Genomic DNA, 17275 nt, shown 5'->3' with positions numbered 1-17275 from the left:
GGGTCTGCGCCCCGCCCGCAATAGTTGAATTCGTCTTAGCAGGGTGTCGCCGCGCCTTTGCGGGCGTACCACCACCAGGTCACCACGATGCAGCTCAGGTAGAAGCCGACGAACATGTAGAAGGCCATCTCCGGGCCGCCGGTCAGGGCCATCGAAGTGCCGAAGGATTTAGGGATGAAGAAGGCTCCGAAGGCGCCCATGGCCGAGCTGAAACCGAGCACGGCGGCCGATTCCTTACCGGCGTTCTTGAGCGCTTGCTCACGCACCTCGGGCTTTGTCCCAAGGGCGGCTTTTTCGTGCAGGGTGCGGAAGATCACCGGGATCATGCGGAACGTCGAACCGTTGCCCACGCCAGTGGTGATGAACAGCAACATGAACATGCCAAGGAAGCCGTAGAAGCTGCCGCCCTCACCGCCTTTGGGCAGAAAGTGCAAGACGCCGAACACCATCACGATCATCAACACGAAGTTCCACAGGGTGACTTTCGCGCCACCGAGCTTGTCCGCCAGCCAACCGCCCAACGGCCGTACCAACGCGCCCACCAGCGGGCCGAGGAAGGCGAATTTAAGCGCGATGACTTCCGGGAACGAGGTCTTGATCAGCAGCGGGAACGCGGCGGAGAAACCGATGAACGAACCGAAGGTCGCCAGGTACAGCCAGCACATCAGCCAGTTGTGCTTACGCTTGAAGATCACCGCCTGCTCGCTGAACGATGCGCGGGCGCTGGACAGGTCATTCATGCCGAACCAGGCAATCAGGGTCACGGCGAGGATGAACGGCACCCAGATGAAACCGGCGTTCTGCAACCACAGCGAGCTGCCGTCCGCCAGCACTTGGGGCTGGCCGCCCATGAAGCCGAACACACCGAAGGAGATCACCAGCGGCACGCAGAACTGCATCACCGACACGCCCAGGTTACCCAGCCCGGCATTCAGGCCCAGGGCAGTGCCCTGTTGGGATTTCGGGTAGAAGAAGCTGATGTTGGACATGCTCGAGGCGAAGTTGCCGCCACCGAAACCGCAGAGCAATGCGATCAGCACGAACACGCTATAGGGCGTGGACGGATCCTGCACCGCGAAGCCCATCCACAGCGCCGGTGCCAGCAAGGAGGCGGTGCTCAGGGCCGTCCAGCGACGGCCGCCGAAGATCGGCACCATGAACGAATAGAAGATACGCAACGTGGCGCCCGACAGCCCCGGCAACGCCGCCAGCCAGAACAACTGGTCGGTGGTGAAACTGAAGCCGATGGCGTTCAGGCGCACGATTACCGTGCTCCAGACCATCCACACGGCGAAGGCCAACAGCAGCGCCGGGATCGAAATCCACAGGTTGCGCCGGGCCGTCAGTTTGCCGCTGCGCCCCCAGAATGCAGGGTCTTCCGGGCGCCAGTCATGAATGACCGGGCCCTTTTCAGGCGTTTGCAGAACGGACATGTTCTTCTCCTTGGGCAATGCTGGAAAACGGGGATTGGCTGGCGGGTGGTTGTTTGCCCAGCAACGGGCGCTTGCGCACCTCGCTGAGGTACATCCAGATCAACGAGACCCAGACCACGCCGTAGAGCAACATGAAGCAGGACGAGCGCACGCCGGTGAGGTCCACCAGAGCGCCGAACATGATCGGCAGCACGAAGCCACCCAGGCCGCCGGCCAGGCCGACGATGCCGGACACCGCGCCCATGTTCTTCGGGTAGTCATTGGCGATGTATTTGAAGACCGAGGCCTTGCCGAACGCGAAGGCGATGCCCATCACGAACAGCAGCACGGTGAACAGCGTAGCGTTGAGGCCGATGTGGAAATCGACGACGCCGTTGACGGTCTGCACTTGCAGTTGCGTCTGCGGATACGACAGCAGGAACAGGCAAATCCAGCTCACCCATAGCACCCACCAAGTCACGCTCTGGGCGCCCCAACGGTCGGACATCCAGCCGCCAACGGCCCGCAACACGCCACCGGGCAGGGAGAAACACGCCGCCAGCAGCGCCGCGCTTTGCAGGCTGAAGCCGTATTCCTGCACGTAGTATTTGGTCATCCACAAGGCCAGGGCCACGTAGCCACCGAAGACGATCGAGTAGTACTGGCAGTAGCGCCACACGGCCGGGTCCTTCAATGCCTTGAGTTGCTCGCGCAGACTGGCGCCCCCGGCGCTGCGGTGTTCTTTCTTCTCGGCGGTGAGGAACCAGAACAGCAAAGCCGTGATGAACAGGATGGCGCTGAACACCTTCGGTACCAAGTGCCAGGTGCCCAGCGCGATCAGGGCTGGGGCGAGGAACTTGGTCACGGCGGCACCGGCGTTGCCCGCGCCAAACACGCCCATGGCGAAGCCCTGGTTATGCTGGTCGAACCACTTGGCGACGTAGGCAATGCCCACCGAGAACGAGCCGCCGGCCAGGCCGACGAACAGGCCCAGCACGAGGAACTGCCAATAGGCCGTGGCGAGGGTGATCAGGTAAAGCGGCAACACGCAGGACAGCATCAGCAGGAAGAACACGATGCGCCCGCCGAAGCGGTCGGTGAGCAGGCCCAGGGGCAGGCGCACCAGCGAACCAGTGAGCACCGGCGTCGCGGCCAACAGGCCGAACTGGGTTTCGTTGAGGGCCAGCAGCTCCTTGATCGGAACGCCGAGCACAGCAAACATCATCCAGACCATGAAGCACACGGTGAAGGCCAAGGTACTCATCCCCAGTACCAGCCCTTGTTGCACTTGCGCTCGCATCACGCTGCACCCCAGTCAATTCGTTGAGGGCAGACTAGTGATGCCTACCCCGCGAAAACTTGACCTGGGTCAACGTGGCCCAGGGGGCCATTGGCCTATGCTTGGCCCGCCTACCTCCAAGGAGGTAGACCCTGACATCGATAAAAACCTTTGTTTATCAATGCCTTGAGATAGTCAGCCAAAGCTTTCATGGAAACGGAACGGCCGACAACTCTTTAGAGGTAGTGCGCCCAGGATCGGCGGCTACACCCCAGATCCAGGCGTCGCTCATGTTCGAGTTGCAGATTTTCATGCGCAGTCAGCCTCAATGATGAGCTGGCTGCGCAGCTCCCTGCCCGCTCGCGCCGGGCTGGCGGTGATCCTGATCGCCATCCTGGCCCTGGCCAGTTCCTTGAGCGCTGGATTGATCGCCTGGTTCAGCCAGGGCGACGCGGCAGCTATCAACACCGCCGGCTCGGTGCGCATGGAGACCTACCACCTGAGCTGGAAACTGGCGGCGGGAGCCAACGACGATATCCCGGTGATTATCGACAGCCTGCAGCAGCGCCTCGACAGTCCATCGCTGCGGGCAGTGCTTGAAGACGGACCGCAAACGTCCCTGCACAAGAGCTATCGCGACCTGCTGCAACGCTGGAACCAGACTTTGCGTCCGGCCATCGAACGCGGCGACTCGGCATTCTTCCAGACCAGCGCCAGCTCGTTCGTCGAGCAGCTGGACCAGTTCGTCACCCTGCTGCAACGCCAGAGTGAACATAAACAAGGCTGGCAACAGGCAATCCAGGGCATCGCACTGTTCAGCACCATGATCATCCTGCTGATCGGCCTGTACGAATTGCAATACGGGGTGGTCACGCCGTTGCAGGAACTGGTGGACGCCACCCAGCGTTTTCGCCGTGGCGAATTCCAGGTGCGGGTCAACCATCAGTCCGAAGATGAGCTGGGCCAGTTGGCGACGAGTTTCAACACCATGGCCGAGACGATCGAGCAATCCCACCGCACCCTGCAAAACCAGGTGCAGCAGAAAACGTTGAACCTGCAACAAGCCAACGGCGCGCTCGAATTGCTCTACCAGAGCAGTCGCAGCCTGGCGACGCGCCAGGCCAATGCCGAGGGCCTGGATGAGCTGATCCGACGGTTCCAGCAGCGCTTGCCCGGCCTGCGCCTGACGCTATGCCTGCAAGGGCAATTGCAGGCACCGGCCAGGCACCTGTTGGCCCTGCATGGCGCCGCCAGCCGCCAGGTCTGTGCCAGCAGCGATTGCGCCAGTTGCCACAAACACAACGCCGCGCGTCCGCAAGCTTTCAGCATCAGCAACCAGGGCAATGAACTGGGTGAACTCAAGGCGCATTTTGTCGATGGCCATGCGGCCCAACCGTGGGAAACCGCGTTGATCCAGGCCTTGGCCAATCTCATCGGCACCACGTTGTCACTCAAGCGCCAGCGTGAACAGGACCATCGCCTGTTGCTGCTCGACGAGCGCACGATCATCGCCCGGGAACTGCACGACTCCCTCGCCCAGGCCCTGTCGTATATGAAGCTGCAAGTCAGCCGCATGCAGACGCTGATGCGTCGCGGCGAACCGGTGCAGACCTTGGAGGCTGTCACTGGCGAGCTGCGTGAGGGACTCAACAATGCCTATCGCCAACTGCGCGAATTACTGACCACCTTTCGCTTGCAGATACGCGACGACGGGCTGGTCGAGGAGCTCCAGGACACCGCCGAGGAATTCTCCAACCGGGGCGACTTCAAGGTGCACCTGTTCATCGATACCCTGGCCTTCGAGCTGACGGCCAGCGAGCAAATCCACATTCTGCAAATCACCCGTGAGGCGCTGTCCAACTGCCTGCGCCACGCCCACGCAGAAAACGCCTGGCTGGAACTGCGCCAGGATGGCGAGACCGTGCGCCTGTCCATCGAAGACGACGGCCGGGGTTTCAGCGGTGAGGTGGACCAGCGCGAGCACCACGGCCTGAACATCATGAACGAACGCGCCCGCAGCCTGCGCGGCGAACTGCAGATTCTCTCCCGAACGCCCCAGGGCACCCGTATCCAGGTGTGCTTCCAACCGGAATTCCTGGGGCACCACCCCGAAGGCATCGCAACATGAACGCCCCCCTGCGTCACACCCTGCTGCTGGTCGACGACCACCCGATGATGCGTCGCGGAATTCGCCAGATGCTCGAACTCGAAGACGATCTGCAGATCGTCGGCGAGGCCAGCCACGGCGAAGAAGCCTTGGCACTGATCGAACCGCTCAAGCCCGACCTGGTGCTGCTGGACAACAACATGCCGCAGATGAATGGCATCGAGACCCTGCGCCGCCTGCGGGCCATGAACTACACCGGCAAGGTGCTGCTGTTCACGGTATCGGACGCCGAGGACGATATCCGCGATGCCCTGCGCCTGGACGCCAACGGTTACCTGCTCAAGGACATGGAACCGGAGCTGTTGATCCAGTACATCCGCGACGCGCTCGGCGGCGCCCTGGTGATCAGTCCCGGCCTGACCCGCGTCATGGCCCAGGCCCTGCGCTCGCCGCCACGCCAAGCCGACGTGGAACTGACCGAACGCGAGCGCCAAGTCCTCAGGACCATCGCCGGCGGCTACAGCAACAAGGTCATCGGCCACAAGCTGGGCATCACCGAAGGCACGGTCAAGGTCCACGTCAAGAACCTGCTGCACAAGCTCGGCCTGCGCTCAAGGGTCGAAGCGGCGGTGTGGGCGATGGAGCATTTGCGCGGGGCGGGCTGAACCCTCTGGAGCCCATGAATTAATACTACCCGTGGCGAGGGAGCTTGCTCCCGCTGGACCGCAAAGCGGTCCTAAAACCTGTAGCCACGGCATGTCAGTCAGAACGCACTTGCTTTTATTCTTTTTTTTAAATCAGCTCAACCGATACCGCAAATCTAATCTTGCCTGAGACAACGAGCCAAGAAACTAAAAGATTTCGGAAACTACTTACAGAAACTCCCGAGACCCATCCTAAGATCCATCCTTAGATAGCACTATACCTTTCCTAAGAACCTGTAAGCCAATTCCCACAATCAGCCCAACTAATTTCAGAAAGCTCGCAACGTCTCCGCGACGACATAAAGTCGCAACATCCTGAAATTAGTTTTAGTTGGCGCAATCTCAAATACCTGCAAATCTCATTGGTGTTGCGCAACAAATTTTCTCAACGCAATATTACGGACAGGATAAATGAAATGGGCTCTATAGTTAACGATGCAAACTTCGAGCTTGAACTGGACACAGAAACCGCGGAGAAGTTTTCCGTCATTCTGAACGATGAAAGCCTGATGCACGCCGGTTTTGTGGCACATCAGTCGAATAACAACGTCTTGACGCTGGCTCTGGCTGAAGACGTTAAAGTCGCAGCCTGAATAAACGGGAGGGAAGTCATTCCCTCCCGCTTCCTATTGTGTCGAACATAATGCTTGCTTATACCTTTCATCAGTCAAAGGTGACCAATTATGCACAGACTTAGTTCGAGCCTTCGACGCCGCAGCGCCGAAGAAACATTAAAAATTATCGCCAGCAATATAGCCCCGCGCTTGGGCATTACCCGAGTAACCGACACAACCTGGCTGGACCGTATTGGAATTCCGGTATTTGCCAGTATACGACCCGATGCATTGAAGGGTTCGCTGTGCGTAAATGCTGGTAAAGGCCTCAGATCAGCGGAAGCCAAGATAGGCGCGTACATGGAAGCCATCGAGTTCAGCCTTGCGCAATACAACACGGCGCAACTGAAGCTGTTAAAGACCACGCCGAGGCAACTCATTGAAAGCCACGAAGGACGAATAGTTTTCAATCAGTTCTGCATGTTGTATGGCTTCTCTGCCGATGCTGATTCGCTCGTCATGGCCATCGAAGTTGAGGATGTATTGCGCAAGCAAATGGTGCTTGCACCCGCCGAACTGGTGTTCATTCCCTACCCCGAAAACCCCGGGCAACAACTCTTCGGGGAAAGCTCCAGTGGCTTGGCTTCAGGCAATGACCTGGTGGAAGCCTCGGTACACGCTGTTTGCGAACTCATGGAGCGCGATGTTCAAGCCTTTAATCACCTGCATGACCGCTCCTGCCTCGTCAATCTGGACCGCTACTGCGCAGAAACCGACTCCCTCATCAATAAAATCAATGACGCGGGATTAAGCCTGTCGGTTCGTTACACAGAGAACTGTTTTGGCCTGGCCTACTTTCAGGCTTTTATCATGGAAGAGTCCTCCCAGGCGCCCATCTCTGTGGCCACCGGTTCAGGGTTACATCCCATCAAGGAAATCGCCTTGATCCGGGCTATCTGCGAGGCGGCCCAAAGCCGTTTAAGCCACATCCACGGGGGCCGGGACGACATCATCGAGCGCGTCAAATACTTCGAGAAGAAGGGCCGTTCGGTCGAACTTCAGGCCATCTCACGGTTGCGTACCGTGGCCACTTCCCGGGATCAGATGATCGATTACTCCTCCATCGACTGCCAGGAAGCCGCGATCCCCACGATCGAATCGGCCTGGGAGTTGCTCATTGAGCGGTTGCAAAGTATCGGGCTCAGTACCGTGCTAAGGGTTGTGCTCAGTAAAGCGACGGACGACATCGCTGTGGTCAGAATCATTATTCCGGGGCTTGAAGCCTTTGAACCCGGTTTGAAAAGGGTCGGTCCGAGGTTACTTACGTATGTCAAACAAAGCGCTTGAGGCATGCACGCTGTTTGCGGGCCCCTCCCTTCAAGGAATAGACAGTCAATTACTGTGCGGTGATGGCCTGGTGTTACGCCCGCCCGTCAAGCGCGGCGATATCGAACGCCTGGTGGCGCAATCGCCCCCTTCGAACCTCGCCATTGTCGATGGCGTGTTCCATGCTCACCCTGCCGTCGGCCATGCCGAGATACTTGATGCCCTGGGCGCGGGTTGGCGCATCTGGGGATTGTCGTCCATGGGTGCCATTCGCGCCTGTGAAATGGATACGCTGGGAATGACAGGCTTTGGTGAAGTGTATCGACAATTCGCCAGCGATCCCGAGATGTCCGACGACGAAGTGACCCTGATACATCAAGCACAAGAGCCCTTTCTTTCACTCAGCGAACCACTTATTCATATCAGGCAGTTTTTAGGACAGTGGACGACTGAACAGATCATTACGTCAGCACAAGAACAGCACCTACTTCACTACCTGAAAAACATGTGGTACGGACATCGAACACTAAACTGTTTGAAAGAAGCCTTGCTGGCGCTCCCTGTCGCGGAGAAACAAATAGACAACGCCCTGGCCAACTTTTCTGCCTACAGAATAAAGAGCCTGGACTTGATCGATTTTCTCAAACTACAACCATGGACGAGAACGGTGAAACAGAATGTCGCCATCAGAGATACTGTGTGAAATAAATGGCTTGCCCTTTGTGCACCCCATGTTCAATAGCACAAAACTTTTAACGCTCGTCGCCGTTGTACGTAAAAATATCGAGGGAGGCGAGTTACCTTTAACCACCTATTTGCAACCAGACTTTGCCACTACACTGTATATTCGGCACGTCGAAGGTGCGCCCGTGTTTCCACCCCATCAAGCGCTGGGTAACGCCGAGCAGATCATGTTGGCCGAAGCGAAGAGCAACCTCAAAGCCTTGCTGCCGGAATGGCCCAGATTACTGGACCTGCCGGTTAATATACATAAGTTGCTAACTCAACAAGTCAGCCTGACCAATCCTGTGTTGCCGCAACAAATGTTTCTGGGCGAAGCCGCGTTTACCAGCATGACGGACCTTGAAGAGTTACTGGTGCACGAACTGTCCCATATCTGGTCCAGTTTGATCGCTGAGATTTACGACTTCCAGCTCAAGGACAGTTCGAACGACTACATACTGCCATCAGGAACCGGAGGCAAGAACCCTAGGGGTGTCTTGCTGGCTTGCCTGTTTGCGGTCAGCGCCGTGAACTACCACCAGCGGTTGCTGATCAGCGGTTCCGTGCGAGCTCGTCCCGAACGACTCGACTACTTGCATCAGTACTTCCTCAAAAGTCTGGCCACTCTCCAGGCCTCGGCCGAACTGTCCGAAATCGGAAAACTGATCACCTCCAGGCTGGATGCGTTTTCCAGCGACCTGACAACTGACACCATTCAAGGATGACCCATGGCCGTCGTACACTTTCCCCGGCAGTTCATGCACTACACCGAACAGCATAAAACACACGTTACGGAGGGCTTGTGTGTCAGCGATGTGCTGAACAACCTAACCGCACGATTTCCCGATCTGATTGGCCCGGTCTTCTCTGAGGATCTGTACCCGCTGCCGTTCGTGGGGTTGTTCGTCGACGGCATGCTCGTGACTAGTGAGCATGACCGCCGTTGTCCCTTGGACAGTAACGCGCAATTGATTCTGATCAACGCAGTGGCAGGTGGCTGACATGCAATGCAACCTGAAGACGGACACCTCCCGTTACGCCCGCCAAATCATCCTCAGTGAGGTCGGCGCCCAGGGGCAGCAGCGCCTCAAAGACAGCAAGGTGCTGGTGGTCGGCGCCGGGGGGTTGGGCTGCCCGGTACTCCTGTACCTGGCAGGTGCTGGCGTCGGGACGATCGGCGTCGTTGATAACGACATCGTCGACGTGAGCAATCTGCACCGACAAATTCTTTATACGATTGCCGATGTAGGCGACCTGAAAGTGTTGGCAGCCAAGCGCCGCATCAACCAGTTGAACCCCGACATCGTCGTCCACACCGTTGCCACGACGCTGAACCCGGACAACGTGCTGTCGCTGCTGGCGGAATACGACATCATCGTCGACGCCACTGATAACTTCGCCGCCAAATACCTCATGAGTGACGCCTGTATCGAGTGTGAAAAACCGATGATCTATGCCTCAATCAGTCAGTTCGAGGGACAGGTGTCGGTATTTAATTATTACAACCGGCACACTCAACAATGGGGGCCGTGCTTCCGGGATCTGTTCGAAACACCGCCGCCACCGCACTTGACACAAAACTGTTCGGAAGCGGGCATTCTGGGCGTCATACCTGGCTTGCTCGGTTGCTTTCAGGCCAATGAAGTACTCAAGCTCATCCTCCGTGTCGGGGAGCCATTGAGCGGGCAATTGTTGTCTATCGACTGCCTGGACAACACCTTCCACCTGTTGAATATCAACAAAAAAAAACGGGACCGGCCCCCTGCGAGAACACTTGGTGCTACGACCACGCCTGCGTGGCGCGACAGCGACTGGCTATCACCCGACACCCTGCATGACTGGATAGCGACACAAGAGCCATTTCAACTGGTCGATGTGCGCGATGTCAGCGAGCACCAGCAAGGTTCGCTAGGTGGCAGACTGATTCCGCTCAAAGACATCATCAAGCGCCAGGAAGAACTCGAAACCGCCCGCCGTATCGTTTTCTATTGCAAATCCGGCATCAGGAGCAAGGCGGCCCTTCTGGCAGTTCGTACCATCAACCAGGAAGCAGAACTCTATAGCCTTGAGGGTGGCATCGAGCGATATCTGGAGATTTACCCTGATGAACGTTACCCCGTCGTTTTTTGAACGCCCCTGATTGCGCAGCCACCTTATCCGGATCAAAGGTACGTCAATGAGTGCAAATTTTTCTGGCATTACGTGGGGCTTTCCCGGCATCGACCGGCGTCTTCTGAAAGTGCAATTCAGCTTTTTGTTGATGGTTCTGGGGGGACGGTGCAATCAACTGGCGGTGGCCTGGTGGGCCTTGCAGGAAACAGGCTCTGCGCTCTACTTCGCCAACATGATTGCCTGCTCCATCGCGGCGGAGGTGTTAGCCAAACCCCTGCTGGGGTGGCTGGGGGACAAGTACAACAAAATCCTGATCATCAAGGTGGCCTCATGGATCAGCCTGCTGACAGCGCTGTTGATGGTGGTGCTGTCCGCCACGGGGTCGTTCAACCCCTGGACGGTGGGCGCGCTGATGATGATCAGCAGTGCGATCGTCGGCGTACGCGACCCTCTCCAGGCGTCGATCATTCCTTTGTTTGCAGACGACGATAAAGTCTCCCTGGCCTTCCGGACCAAAAGCGTGATGTCGTCCTTTTCCATTCTGCTGGGGCCGGTACTGGCCAGCGGGTTGATTTACGGGTTCGGGATCACGTTAGCCTTTGCCGCCGATTTTTTTGCGATTCTCATCGCCGGGGCGTTGATCGCAACCATCCCAAGCCCCATCGGTGCCACTGACCAAGGCGAAAAAGCCCCGGGTGCCAGCGGCTTCAGCATGATCTATTCCGGCTTCAAAGTGGTTTACGGAGTGAAAGTCGAATTTTACCTGGCCATCATTGCAATGCTGATCAACTTTGCCCTCTTTCCGTTCTTCACCATCCTGATCCCACTGTATGTAAAGGACGTCATCCAGTACCCGGTCACTTACATCGGTCTTCTGGATTCGTGCTTCGGGCTGGGCATTCTGGCGGGCAGTTACAAGATCATCGGCTGGTTATCCGACCGGGTCCCCCGTGACATGTGTGTGTCCGCAGGTTTTGCATTACTGGGGTGCAACCTGGTGGTGGTCGGGACCGTTTCATCGTCGTTCATGGTGCCCGTGGCCTTTTTCTGCGGCGGCGTCGGCCTGATGTTGATTAACATCCCCACCTGCGCTGTGAGGTTGCTGGCAACGCCAAAGCTCCATCGCAACCGGATTTTTGCCACGGTTTCATTTCTGTCTGCGGCGGCCAGCCCCTTGGGCAGTTTCGCGATGAACACCCTGATCGCCTATCTGGGGGTCGCACTGACAATCACGCTGCTGGGCGTCATGGTGCTGCTGTTGTCTCTGCTGGTTTTTCTGGTACCCGACTTCAAATCTTTCATGCGTTCCCAGGATACGCAGCTCGATGATGCCTATCTGGACAAATACCCTAAAGCGTTTGCGTACTGACGTACCTCGCCGTACCCCGCCTCTTACAAACGGAGTTGCCTTTCACCATGCGTCGGCGCCGCAGGCCATCAAGGCGTTGTAATCGGCCAGCAGGTTCGTCACCTCGCCAAGCCGACGTGGAACTGACCGAACGCGAGCGCCAAGTCCTCAGGACCATCGCCGGCGGCTACAGCAACAAGGTCATCGGCCACAAGCTGGGCATCACCGAGGGTACGGTCAAGGTCCACGTCAAGAACCTGCTGCACAAGCTCGGCCTGCGCTCAAGGGTCGAAGCGGCGGTGTGGGCGATGGAGCATTTGCGCGGGGCGGGCTGAACCGAGGTTGATGGATAGGCACCTACCCCGTGGCGAGGGAGCTTGCTCCCGCTGGGCTGCGCAGCGGCCCCTGGTTCAGCCGCTGAGGTGGGTCAGGTCGATCGCATTGAACCTTTTTGGGGTTGCTACGCAACCCAGCGGGAGCAAGCTCCCTCGCCACGAAAATTGCGTCGGCAGTGACGCCTCATCCCTCTTCCGAGGTAGGCCTGCCGAGGCATAGGCCGACTGCGAGTTGGGCCCTACCATGACGGCACGCGGAGGTACGCCATGCTGACCCACCCTTCCATCGTTCTACTGTTGCGTCGTCATCACCTGTTCAGCCAATTGCCGGAACGGGTTTTCGAAGACGTGTGCAACCTGGCCGTACTCAAGCGGCTGCCCTGCAACAGCACCCTCATGCATCAGGGCGACCCGGCCAGGCGGTTCTTCCTGCTGGTCAGCGGCCAGGTCAAATTGTTCCGTGTCACGGGCGAAGGCCAGGAAAACCTGGTGGAAATCATCCAGCCCGGCCAGACCTTTGCCGAGGCCCTGCTGTTCAGCCAGGCCCGTTGTTACCCGGTCAGCGCGGCGGCGATCAAGGACAGCGTGCTGGTGAGCATCGAAGGTACCCATTACCGCAAGGCCCTGGAAGACCAGCCCAAGGTCTGCCTGGCGATCCTGGCCAGCATGAGCATCCACCTGCACCAACGCCTCAAGGACATCGACAACCTGACCCTGGCCAGCGCCAGCCGACGGGTCATCAATTTCCTGTTGCAGGAGCGCGACCCCCGTGACGGCCAGTTGGTGCTGCAAGTATCCAAGCGCTTGGTGGCCTCCAAGCTGGGCATCCAGCCGGAGACCTTTTCACGGATCCTCCATCGTCTGGTCGATGGCGGGTTGATTGCCATGGAGCGACGTAACATTCGCATCCTGGCTGAGGATGAACTGGTGGATTACCAGCAATAACTCGGCAGCCGGCCCTTTAGGGGCCTAGACCCACGCCAATAGATGCCCACCCAAGAACAACTGGTCGAGCCAGAATCCCTGGTGCAGCAACACAATGAACCAGAACACCACCTGGAACGACACCTTGCGGGTCTTGTGGCGAAACAGCTGCTGGGCGAGCAGCGCGCCGGGCCAGCCGCCCGCCAGTTCCACGGCGTGCAGCACGTTCTCCGGGGTGCGCCAGGCGTCGGAACGCGCCTTGCGCTTGTCGCTCCAGTACAACAAAAATGCCACCACACTGACGATGCCATAAGCGACCATCGGCACCCACGACTCGCCTTGCAGCCCGAGCAAGAGCGAGCCGGACAATGGCAAGGCGCAGAGCAACGCAAACACAGCCAGTTTCAATCGCAGGTTCTGCACGGGCCCGCCGGCTTGATGCCCGGCGCGCCTGCCTGAATCGTTCATGGCTTGACCGCTGTCCAGTCCACCCAGCCAAATTGCCAGGTTGCCAGGATCAACAGGCCGAACGCGATCCGATACCAGGCGAACACCGCGTAGCTGTGGCTGGCGATGAAGCGAAGCAACCCCTTGACCGCGATCATGGCAAAGATGAACGCCGTGACGAAGCCAATGGCGAACACCGGGAAGTCCGCCGGGACGAACAGTTCGCGGTATTTGTAGCCCGAATAAACCGCGGCACCGACCATGGTCGGCATCGCCAGGAAGAACGAAAACTCGGTAGCCGTCTTGCGCGACAGGCCGAACAGCAGGCCGCCGATGATGGTTGCCCCGGAGCGGGAAGTGCCGGGAATCATCGCGATGCACTGGGCCAGGCCGACTTTCAGGGCGTCCTTCCACGTCATGTCGTCCACGGTCTCGGCGTGCACGCGGTGTTGGCGCTTCTCGGCCCAAAGCATCACGAAGCCACCCACCACCAGCGCCGCGGCGACGGTGATCGGGTTGAACAGGTAGTGGTGGATCCAGTCGGCAAGCAGTACGCCAAGTATCACGGCGGGGAAAAACGCAATCAGCAGGTTAACGGTAAACCGACGGGCGCTGGGCTGAGTCGGCAAGCCCAGCACCACCTCGAAGATCTTGCGCCGGAATTCCCAGACCACCGCCAGGATCGCCCCGAGCTGGATGATGATATTGAACGCCATCGAACGCTCGCCACCGAACCCCAGCAAGTCAGCGACAACGATCTGGTGCCCCGTGCTGGAAATCGGCAAGAACTCCGTCAGGCCCTCGACCACGCCAAGAATCAGTGCCGAAAAGGCAGTCCACAAATCCATTCATCCCCCAAAAAAGGCCCGTTCGTTCGGGCCTTATCAATATTAAAGCGGTACGCAGGTGCACGCAGCGGCTGCACGATAACCGCGACCTTTCAAAAAAAACCAATGAAAAATCAGAACGGGCTCAGGTTTTGCGCTGCGGGGCCGAAATCCTATCAGACAAGCCCTGATAACGCTGCCGCGTCATGACTCAGGTCAACCACGCCCAGGCGCCGAGCGTTAGAGTGCCGTCGTCGATAATGACAAGAATAAGAAACCGGAGTGACAGCGTATGAATAGCTTGCGCAATGTATCGATCAGCCGACGCTTGTGGCTCATCCTGATCGTGTCCATCGTGATGTTGTTCACGCTGGGGGCGTTCATGCTCAAGCAGATCCACACGGATCTGTATCAGGCCAAAGTGCAGAAGACCCAGCACGTGGTCCAGACCGCCAGTGGCGTGTTGACCTATTACCATGGGCTGGAAACCGCCGGCACTCTGACCCGCGAGGCGGCACAGAAGCAAGCCCTCAGCGCGGTGCGCGGCCTGCGTTATGACCAGAGCGACTACTTCTGGATCAACGACCTGACGCCAGTCATGGTCATGCACCCAACCAATCCGAAACTCGAAGGCCAGAACCTCTCGGCGATCCGTGACCCGAACGGTTATGCGTTGTTCAACGAGATGGTTGCCATCGCCAAGGCCAAGGGCGCCGGCATGATCAACTACCTCTGGCCGAAACCGGGTGCAGAAGCGCCGGTCGGCAAGACTTCCTACGTCAAGTTGTTCGAGCCCTGGGGCTGGATCATCGGCTCGGGTGTCTACGTGGATGACGTGCAAGCCGAATTCCAGTCCCAGTTGATCAAGGCTTCGTTGATCGGGCTGGCAATCACGCTGATCATGAGCCTGTTCTTGACCTTGATCGTACGCAGCATCGTCCGGCCGCTACAGGAAACCGTAAACGCCATGGCCAACATCGCCAGCGGCGAGAGCGACCTGACCCGCACCCTCGATACCCACGGCCAGGACGAAGTCACCCAACTGGCGCGGCACTTCAATGCCTTTACCGCCAAGTTGCGCCAAGTGGTGAGCCAGTTGCAGGTTTCGGCCAGTGAATTGGGACAATCGTCCAACGAACTGGGCAACGATGCCGCGCAAGCCCAGCAGCGCAGCCAACAACAGTCGCAACAAATGGAACTGGTGGCGACCGCCATCAACGAAGTGACCTACGGCGTGCAGGACGTGGCGAAAAACGCCGAACACGCCGCCAGCGAAATGCGCGACGCCGAATCCCAGGCCCAGCAAGGCCAGGTCAATATCGATGGCAGCTTGCAGCAGATCGACCGCCTCTCCCAGACCATCGATCAGGCCGTGGAAGTGATTCGCACCCTGGCCAGCGAAAGCACCCAGATCGGCAGCGTGCTGGAAGTGATCCGCTCGATTGCCGAGCAGACCAACCTGTTGGCGCTCAACGCGGCCATCGAAGCCGCTCGTGCCGGTGAACAGGGCCGCGGGTTTGCCGTGGTGGCCGATGAAGTGCGCCTGCTGGCCCAGCGCACACAAAAATCCACCGCAGAAATCCAGGCCATGATCGAGCGCCTGCAAAATCACTCCGAAGCCGCCGTGAAAGTCATCAGTGACAGCAGCCGCGCCTCGCAACTGACCATCGAGCAGGCCGGCCTCGCGGGCGCGAGCCTCAACGCCATCGGCCAGGCCCTGCGCAACCTCAACAGCCTGAACGCCTCCATCGCCAGCGCCACCCTGCAACAGGCCCACGTCGTGGAAGACATCAACCAGAACGTCACCCAAGCCGCCGGCCTGTCCCACAGCACCGCGGTGGCGGCGGAACAGTCAAGCCTGGCCAGCGCGCGCCTCAAAGGGCTGAGCGAACAGCTCAACGGGCTGCTCAAGCAGTTTCGGGTCTAAGGACTATTTGGGCCCGTATTGATCGTTCCCACGCAGGAGCGTGGGAACGATCGTAATCCCTTGCTCGCCATAGCGGCAGCCCATTCAACATTGGTATTGGAGCTGCCCGCGCCATTACGTTTACAATCCCCGCCCTCTCCGACTTCCCCAAGGAACAACCATGTCCGGGCTTGAACTGTTTGCCGCAGCCCTCGGCGTGATCGCTGTCTGGTTGACCGTCAAGCAGAATCCCTGGTGCTGGCCGATCGGCCTGGTCATGGTGCTGCTGTACAGCTGGATTTTCTTCGAGGTGAAGTTGTACTCCGACATGCTGTTGCAAGGGGTCTATGCCGTGCTGCAACTGTACGGCTGGTGGCAGTGGACCCGCGCTGGCGGCAACCATCACGGACGGCAGGTGACGCGCCTCGGCGGACCCTCGGTGTTGCTCGGCCTGGCCATCGGTGCGGCGGGCAGCTTGCTGTTGGGGGGCGCCATGGCGCAGTGGACCGATGCCGCCCAACCCTGGCTCGACGCGGCGCTCACCGGTTTCAGCCTGGTCGCCCAATGGTGGATGGCGCAGAAACGCGTGCAGTGCTGGCCGCTGTGGATCGTCCTGGATGTGATTTTCGTTGGCCTGTTCATCTACAAGGGCCTGCACCTTACCGCCGCGCTCTATGCCCTGTTCACCCTGCTGGCCGTGCAAGGCTGGCGGGAATGGCGCGCCGACCCGGCGCTGCGCACATGAAAGTGGTGGTGCTGACCGGCCCGGAATCCAGCGGCAAGAGTTGGTTGGCGGGGCAGTTGCAGGCGCACTTCGGTGGCGTGCGGGTAGATGAGTACGTGCGCTATTTCATGCAACGAACCCAGCGTGATACCTGCCTGGCCGACATCCCCGACATCGCCACCGGGCAACTGGCCTGGGAAGATGCGGCCCGCGCCAGGCAGCCAGCATTGCTGATCCTCGACACTCACCTGCTGAGCAATATTCTCTGGAGCCGGACCCTCTTTGGCGATTGCCCGGACTGGCTCGAACCGGCCTTGCTGGCACGCCACTACGACCTGCACCTGCTGCTCAGCCCCGAGCAGGTCGAATGGATCGGCGATGGTCAGCGCTGCCAGCCAGCGCTGACGGAACGGCTGGCGTTTTTCGAGGCAATCGAGCACTGGCTGATGCGCCATCGGCAAGCGTTCCTCAAAGTCGAGGGCGACTGGGCGCAGCGTCGCGAGCAGGTGTTTGCAGCGGTTTCCCACCTCCTCCAGGCTTGAGATGT

The 17275-nt window shown here is 59.0% G+C and carries 17 protein-coding genes and 1 pseudogene; 14 read left to right on the top strand and 4 right to left on the bottom strand.

The window, feature by feature from the left end; translation table 11 throughout:
- Positions 1–35: 35 nt before the first annotated feature.
- Both HU806_RS06825 and HU806_RS06820 read right to left on the bottom strand, forming a co-directional pair.
- On the bottom strand, positions 36–1433 hold the full coding sequence (locus HU806_RS06825) for a NarK family nitrate/nitrite MFS transporter (RefSeq protein WP_186610664.1): 1398 nt from the start codon (positions 1431–1433) through the stop codon (positions 36–38).
- On the bottom strand, positions 1411–2712 hold the full coding sequence (locus HU806_RS06820; protein ID WP_189672395.1) for an MFS transporter: 1302 nt from the start codon (positions 2710–2712) through the stop codon (positions 1411–1413). The genes HU806_RS06825 and HU806_RS06820 overlap by 23 nt, the downstream gene beginning before the upstream one ends.
- A gap of 307 nt (positions 2713–3019) precedes the next feature.
- On the opposite strand from HU806_RS06820, the gene HU806_RS06815 reads away from it, so the two are divergent.
- From HU806_RS06815 to HU806_RS06765, 11 genes and pseudogenes are all read left to right on the top strand, one after another.
- Positions 3020–4819 carry a HAMP domain-containing protein gene (locus HU806_RS06815; RefSeq protein WP_186610662.1) on the top strand — a complete coding sequence of 600 codons (1800 nt, stop codon included), beginning with the start codon at positions 3020–3022 and terminating at the stop codon, positions 4817–4819.
- Entirely contained in the window at positions 4816–5463 is a 648-nt protein-coding gene (narL, locus tag HU806_RS06810; RefSeq protein ID WP_186610661.1) for a two-component system response regulator NarL, read from the top strand. The genes HU806_RS06815 and narL overlap by 4 nt, the downstream gene beginning before the upstream one ends.
- A gap of 455 nt (positions 5464–5918) precedes the next feature.
- Positions 5919–6095, top strand: a complete 177-nt coding sequence (locus HU806_RS06805; protein ID WP_186610660.1) for a hypothetical protein — start codon at positions 5919–5921, stop codon at positions 6093–6095.
- 90 nt (positions 6096–6185) lie between these two features.
- Entirely contained in the window at positions 6186–7403 is a 1218-nt protein-coding gene (locus tag HU806_RS06800; protein WP_186610659.1) for a YcaO-like family protein, read from the top strand.
- On the top strand, positions 7384–8085 hold the full coding sequence (locus tag HU806_RS06795) for a TfuA-like protein (protein WP_186610658.1): 702 nt from the start codon (positions 7384–7386) through the stop codon (positions 8083–8085). Before HU806_RS06800 ends, HU806_RS06795 begins: the two co-directional genes overlap by 20 nt.
- Before the next feature lie 28 nt (positions 8086–8113).
- The gene (locus tag HU806_RS06790) at positions 8114–8830 is read left to right on the top strand and encodes a hypothetical protein (RefSeq protein ID WP_186610657.1); all 717 of its coding nucleotides are present in this window, start codon (positions 8114–8116) and stop codon (positions 8828–8830) included.
- Positions 8831–8833: 3 nt separating this feature from the next.
- The gene (locus HU806_RS06785; protein ID WP_186610656.1) at positions 8834–9106 is read left to right on the top strand and encodes a MoaD/ThiS family protein; all 273 of its coding nucleotides are present in this window, start codon (positions 8834–8836) and stop codon (positions 9104–9106) included.
- A gap of 1 nt (position 9107) precedes the next feature.
- Complete coding sequence (gene moeB / locus HU806_RS06780; protein ID WP_186610655.1) at positions 9108–10235, top strand: HesA/MoeB/ThiF family protein; 1128 nt, start codon at positions 9108–9110, stop codon at positions 10233–10235.
- Positions 10236–10281: 46 nt separating this feature from the next.
- Entirely contained in the window at positions 10282–11586 is a 1305-nt protein-coding gene (locus HU806_RS06775) for an MFS transporter (RefSeq protein WP_186610654.1), read from the top strand.
- Between the two features lie 119 nt (positions 11587–11705).
- Positions 11706–11900, top strand: a pseudogene (locus tag HU806_RS06770) (response regulator transcription factor); the annotation flags it as partial.
- A gap of 267 nt (positions 11901–12167) precedes the next feature.
- Entirely contained in the window at positions 12168–12845 is a 678-nt protein-coding gene (locus HU806_RS06765; protein WP_186610652.1) for a Crp/Fnr family transcriptional regulator, read from the top strand.
- Positions 12846–12869: 24 nt separating this feature from the next.
- On the opposite strand, the gene HU806_RS06760 is transcribed toward HU806_RS06765, so the two are convergent.
- On the bottom strand, positions 12870–13292 hold the full coding sequence (locus tag HU806_RS06760; RefSeq protein ID WP_186610651.1) for a DUF1294 domain-containing protein: 423 nt from the start codon (positions 13290–13292) through the stop codon (positions 12870–12872).
- Positions 13289–14119 (bottom strand): undecaprenyl-diphosphate phosphatase, encoded by an 831-nt coding sequence (locus tag HU806_RS06755; RefSeq protein WP_186610650.1) that lies wholly within the window; start codon positions 14117–14119, stop codon positions 13289–13291. The genes HU806_RS06760 and HU806_RS06755 overlap by 4 nt, the downstream gene beginning before the upstream one ends.
- Positions 14120–14390: 271 nt before the next feature.
- Between HU806_RS06755 and HU806_RS06750 the strand changes: the two genes are divergently transcribed.
- The 3 genes from HU806_RS06750 to HU806_RS06740 all read left to right on the top strand — a co-directional run bounded on the left by HU806_RS06750 (position 14391) and on the right by HU806_RS06740 (position 17270).
- A complete protein-coding gene (locus HU806_RS06750; RefSeq protein WP_186610649.1) occupies positions 14391–16025 on the top strand; it encodes a methyl-accepting chemotaxis protein in 1635 nt (544 codons plus the stop codon).
- 160 nt (positions 16026–16185) lie between these two features.
- Positions 16186–16749: a nicotinamide riboside transporter PnuC gene (gene pnuC / locus HU806_RS06745; RefSeq protein ID WP_186610648.1), complete on the top strand. Its 564-nt coding sequence runs from the start codon at positions 16186–16188 to the stop codon at positions 16747–16749.
- Positions 16746–17270, top strand: a complete 525-nt coding sequence (locus HU806_RS06740; protein WP_186610732.1) for an ATP/GTP-binding protein — start codon at positions 16746–16748, stop codon at positions 17268–17270. Before pnuC ends, HU806_RS06740 begins: the two co-directional genes overlap by 4 nt.
- Positions 17271–17275: the final 5 nt, after the last annotated feature.

The organism is Pseudomonas sp. SWRI154 (assembly GCF_014268645.1).
GTDB classification, from domain to species: domain Bacteria; phylum Pseudomonadota; class Gammaproteobacteria; order Pseudomonadales; family Pseudomonadaceae; genus Aquipseudomonas; species Aquipseudomonas marvdashtae.
This window is presented reverse-complemented; position numbering and strand designations above follow the sequence as displayed.

What these genes read in the sequence shown, in the direction of transcription:
- HU806_RS06800 (WP_186610659.1), top strand. Translation starts at nt 6,186, where the DNA reads ATGCACAGACTTAGTTCGAGCCTTCGACGCCGCAGCGCCGAAGAAACA.
- HU806_RS06740 (WP_186610732.1), top strand. Translation starts at nt 16,746, where the DNA reads ATGAAAGTGGTGGTGCTGACCGGCCCGGAATCCAGCGGCAAGAGTTGG.
- HU806_RS06820 (WP_189672395.1), bottom strand. Translation starts at nt 2,712, where the DNA reads ATGCGAGCGCAAGTGCAACAAGGGCTGGTACTGGGGATGAGTACCTTG.
- HU806_RS06795 (WP_186610658.1), top strand. Translation starts at nt 7,384, where the DNA reads ATGTCAAACAAAGCGCTTGAGGCATGCACGCTGTTTGCGGGCCCCTCC.
- HU806_RS06750 (WP_186610649.1), top strand. Translation starts at nt 14,391, where the DNA reads ATGAATAGCTTGCGCAATGTATCGATCAGCCGACGCTTGTGGCTCATC.
- HU806_RS06765 (WP_186610652.1), top strand. Translation starts at nt 12,168, where the DNA reads ATGCTGACCCACCCTTCCATCGTTCTACTGTTGCGTCGTCATCACCTG.
- narL (WP_186610661.1), top strand. Translation starts at nt 4,816, where the DNA reads ATGAACGCCCCCCTGCGTCACACCCTGCTGCTGGTCGACGACCACCCG.
- HU806_RS06790 (WP_186610657.1), top strand. Translation starts at nt 8,114, where the DNA reads ATGTTCAATAGCACAAAACTTTTAACGCTCGTCGCCGTTGTACGTAAA.
- HU806_RS06825 (WP_186610664.1), bottom strand. Translation starts at nt 1,433, where the DNA reads ATGTCCGTTCTGCAAACGCCTGAAAAGGGCCCGGTCATTCATGACTGG.
- moeB (WP_186610655.1), top strand. Translation starts at nt 9,108, where the DNA reads ATGCAATGCAACCTGAAGACGGACACCTCCCGTTACGCCCGCCAAATC.
- HU806_RS06785 (WP_186610656.1), top strand. Translation starts at nt 8,834, where the DNA reads ATGGCCGTCGTACACTTTCCCCGGCAGTTCATGCACTACACCGAACAG.
- HU806_RS06805 (WP_186610660.1), top strand. Translation starts at nt 5,919, where the DNA reads ATGGGCTCTATAGTTAACGATGCAAACTTCGAGCTTGAACTGGACACA.
- pnuC (WP_186610648.1), top strand. Translation starts at nt 16,186, where the DNA reads ATGTCCGGGCTTGAACTGTTTGCCGCAGCCCTCGGCGTGATCGCTGTC.
- HU806_RS06760 (WP_186610651.1), bottom strand. Translation starts at nt 13,292, where the DNA reads ATGAACGATTCAGGCAGGCGCGCCGGGCATCAAGCCGGCGGGCCCGTG.
- HU806_RS06815 (WP_186610662.1), top strand. Translation starts at nt 3,020, where the DNA reads ATGATGAGCTGGCTGCGCAGCTCCCTGCCCGCTCGCGCCGGGCTGGCG.
- HU806_RS06755 (WP_186610650.1), bottom strand. Translation starts at nt 14,119, where the DNA reads ATGGATTTGTGGACTGCCTTTTCGGCACTGATTCTTGGCGTGGTCGAG.
- HU806_RS06775 (WP_186610654.1), top strand. Translation starts at nt 10,282, where the DNA reads ATGAGTGCAAATTTTTCTGGCATTACGTGGGGCTTTCCCGGCATCGAC.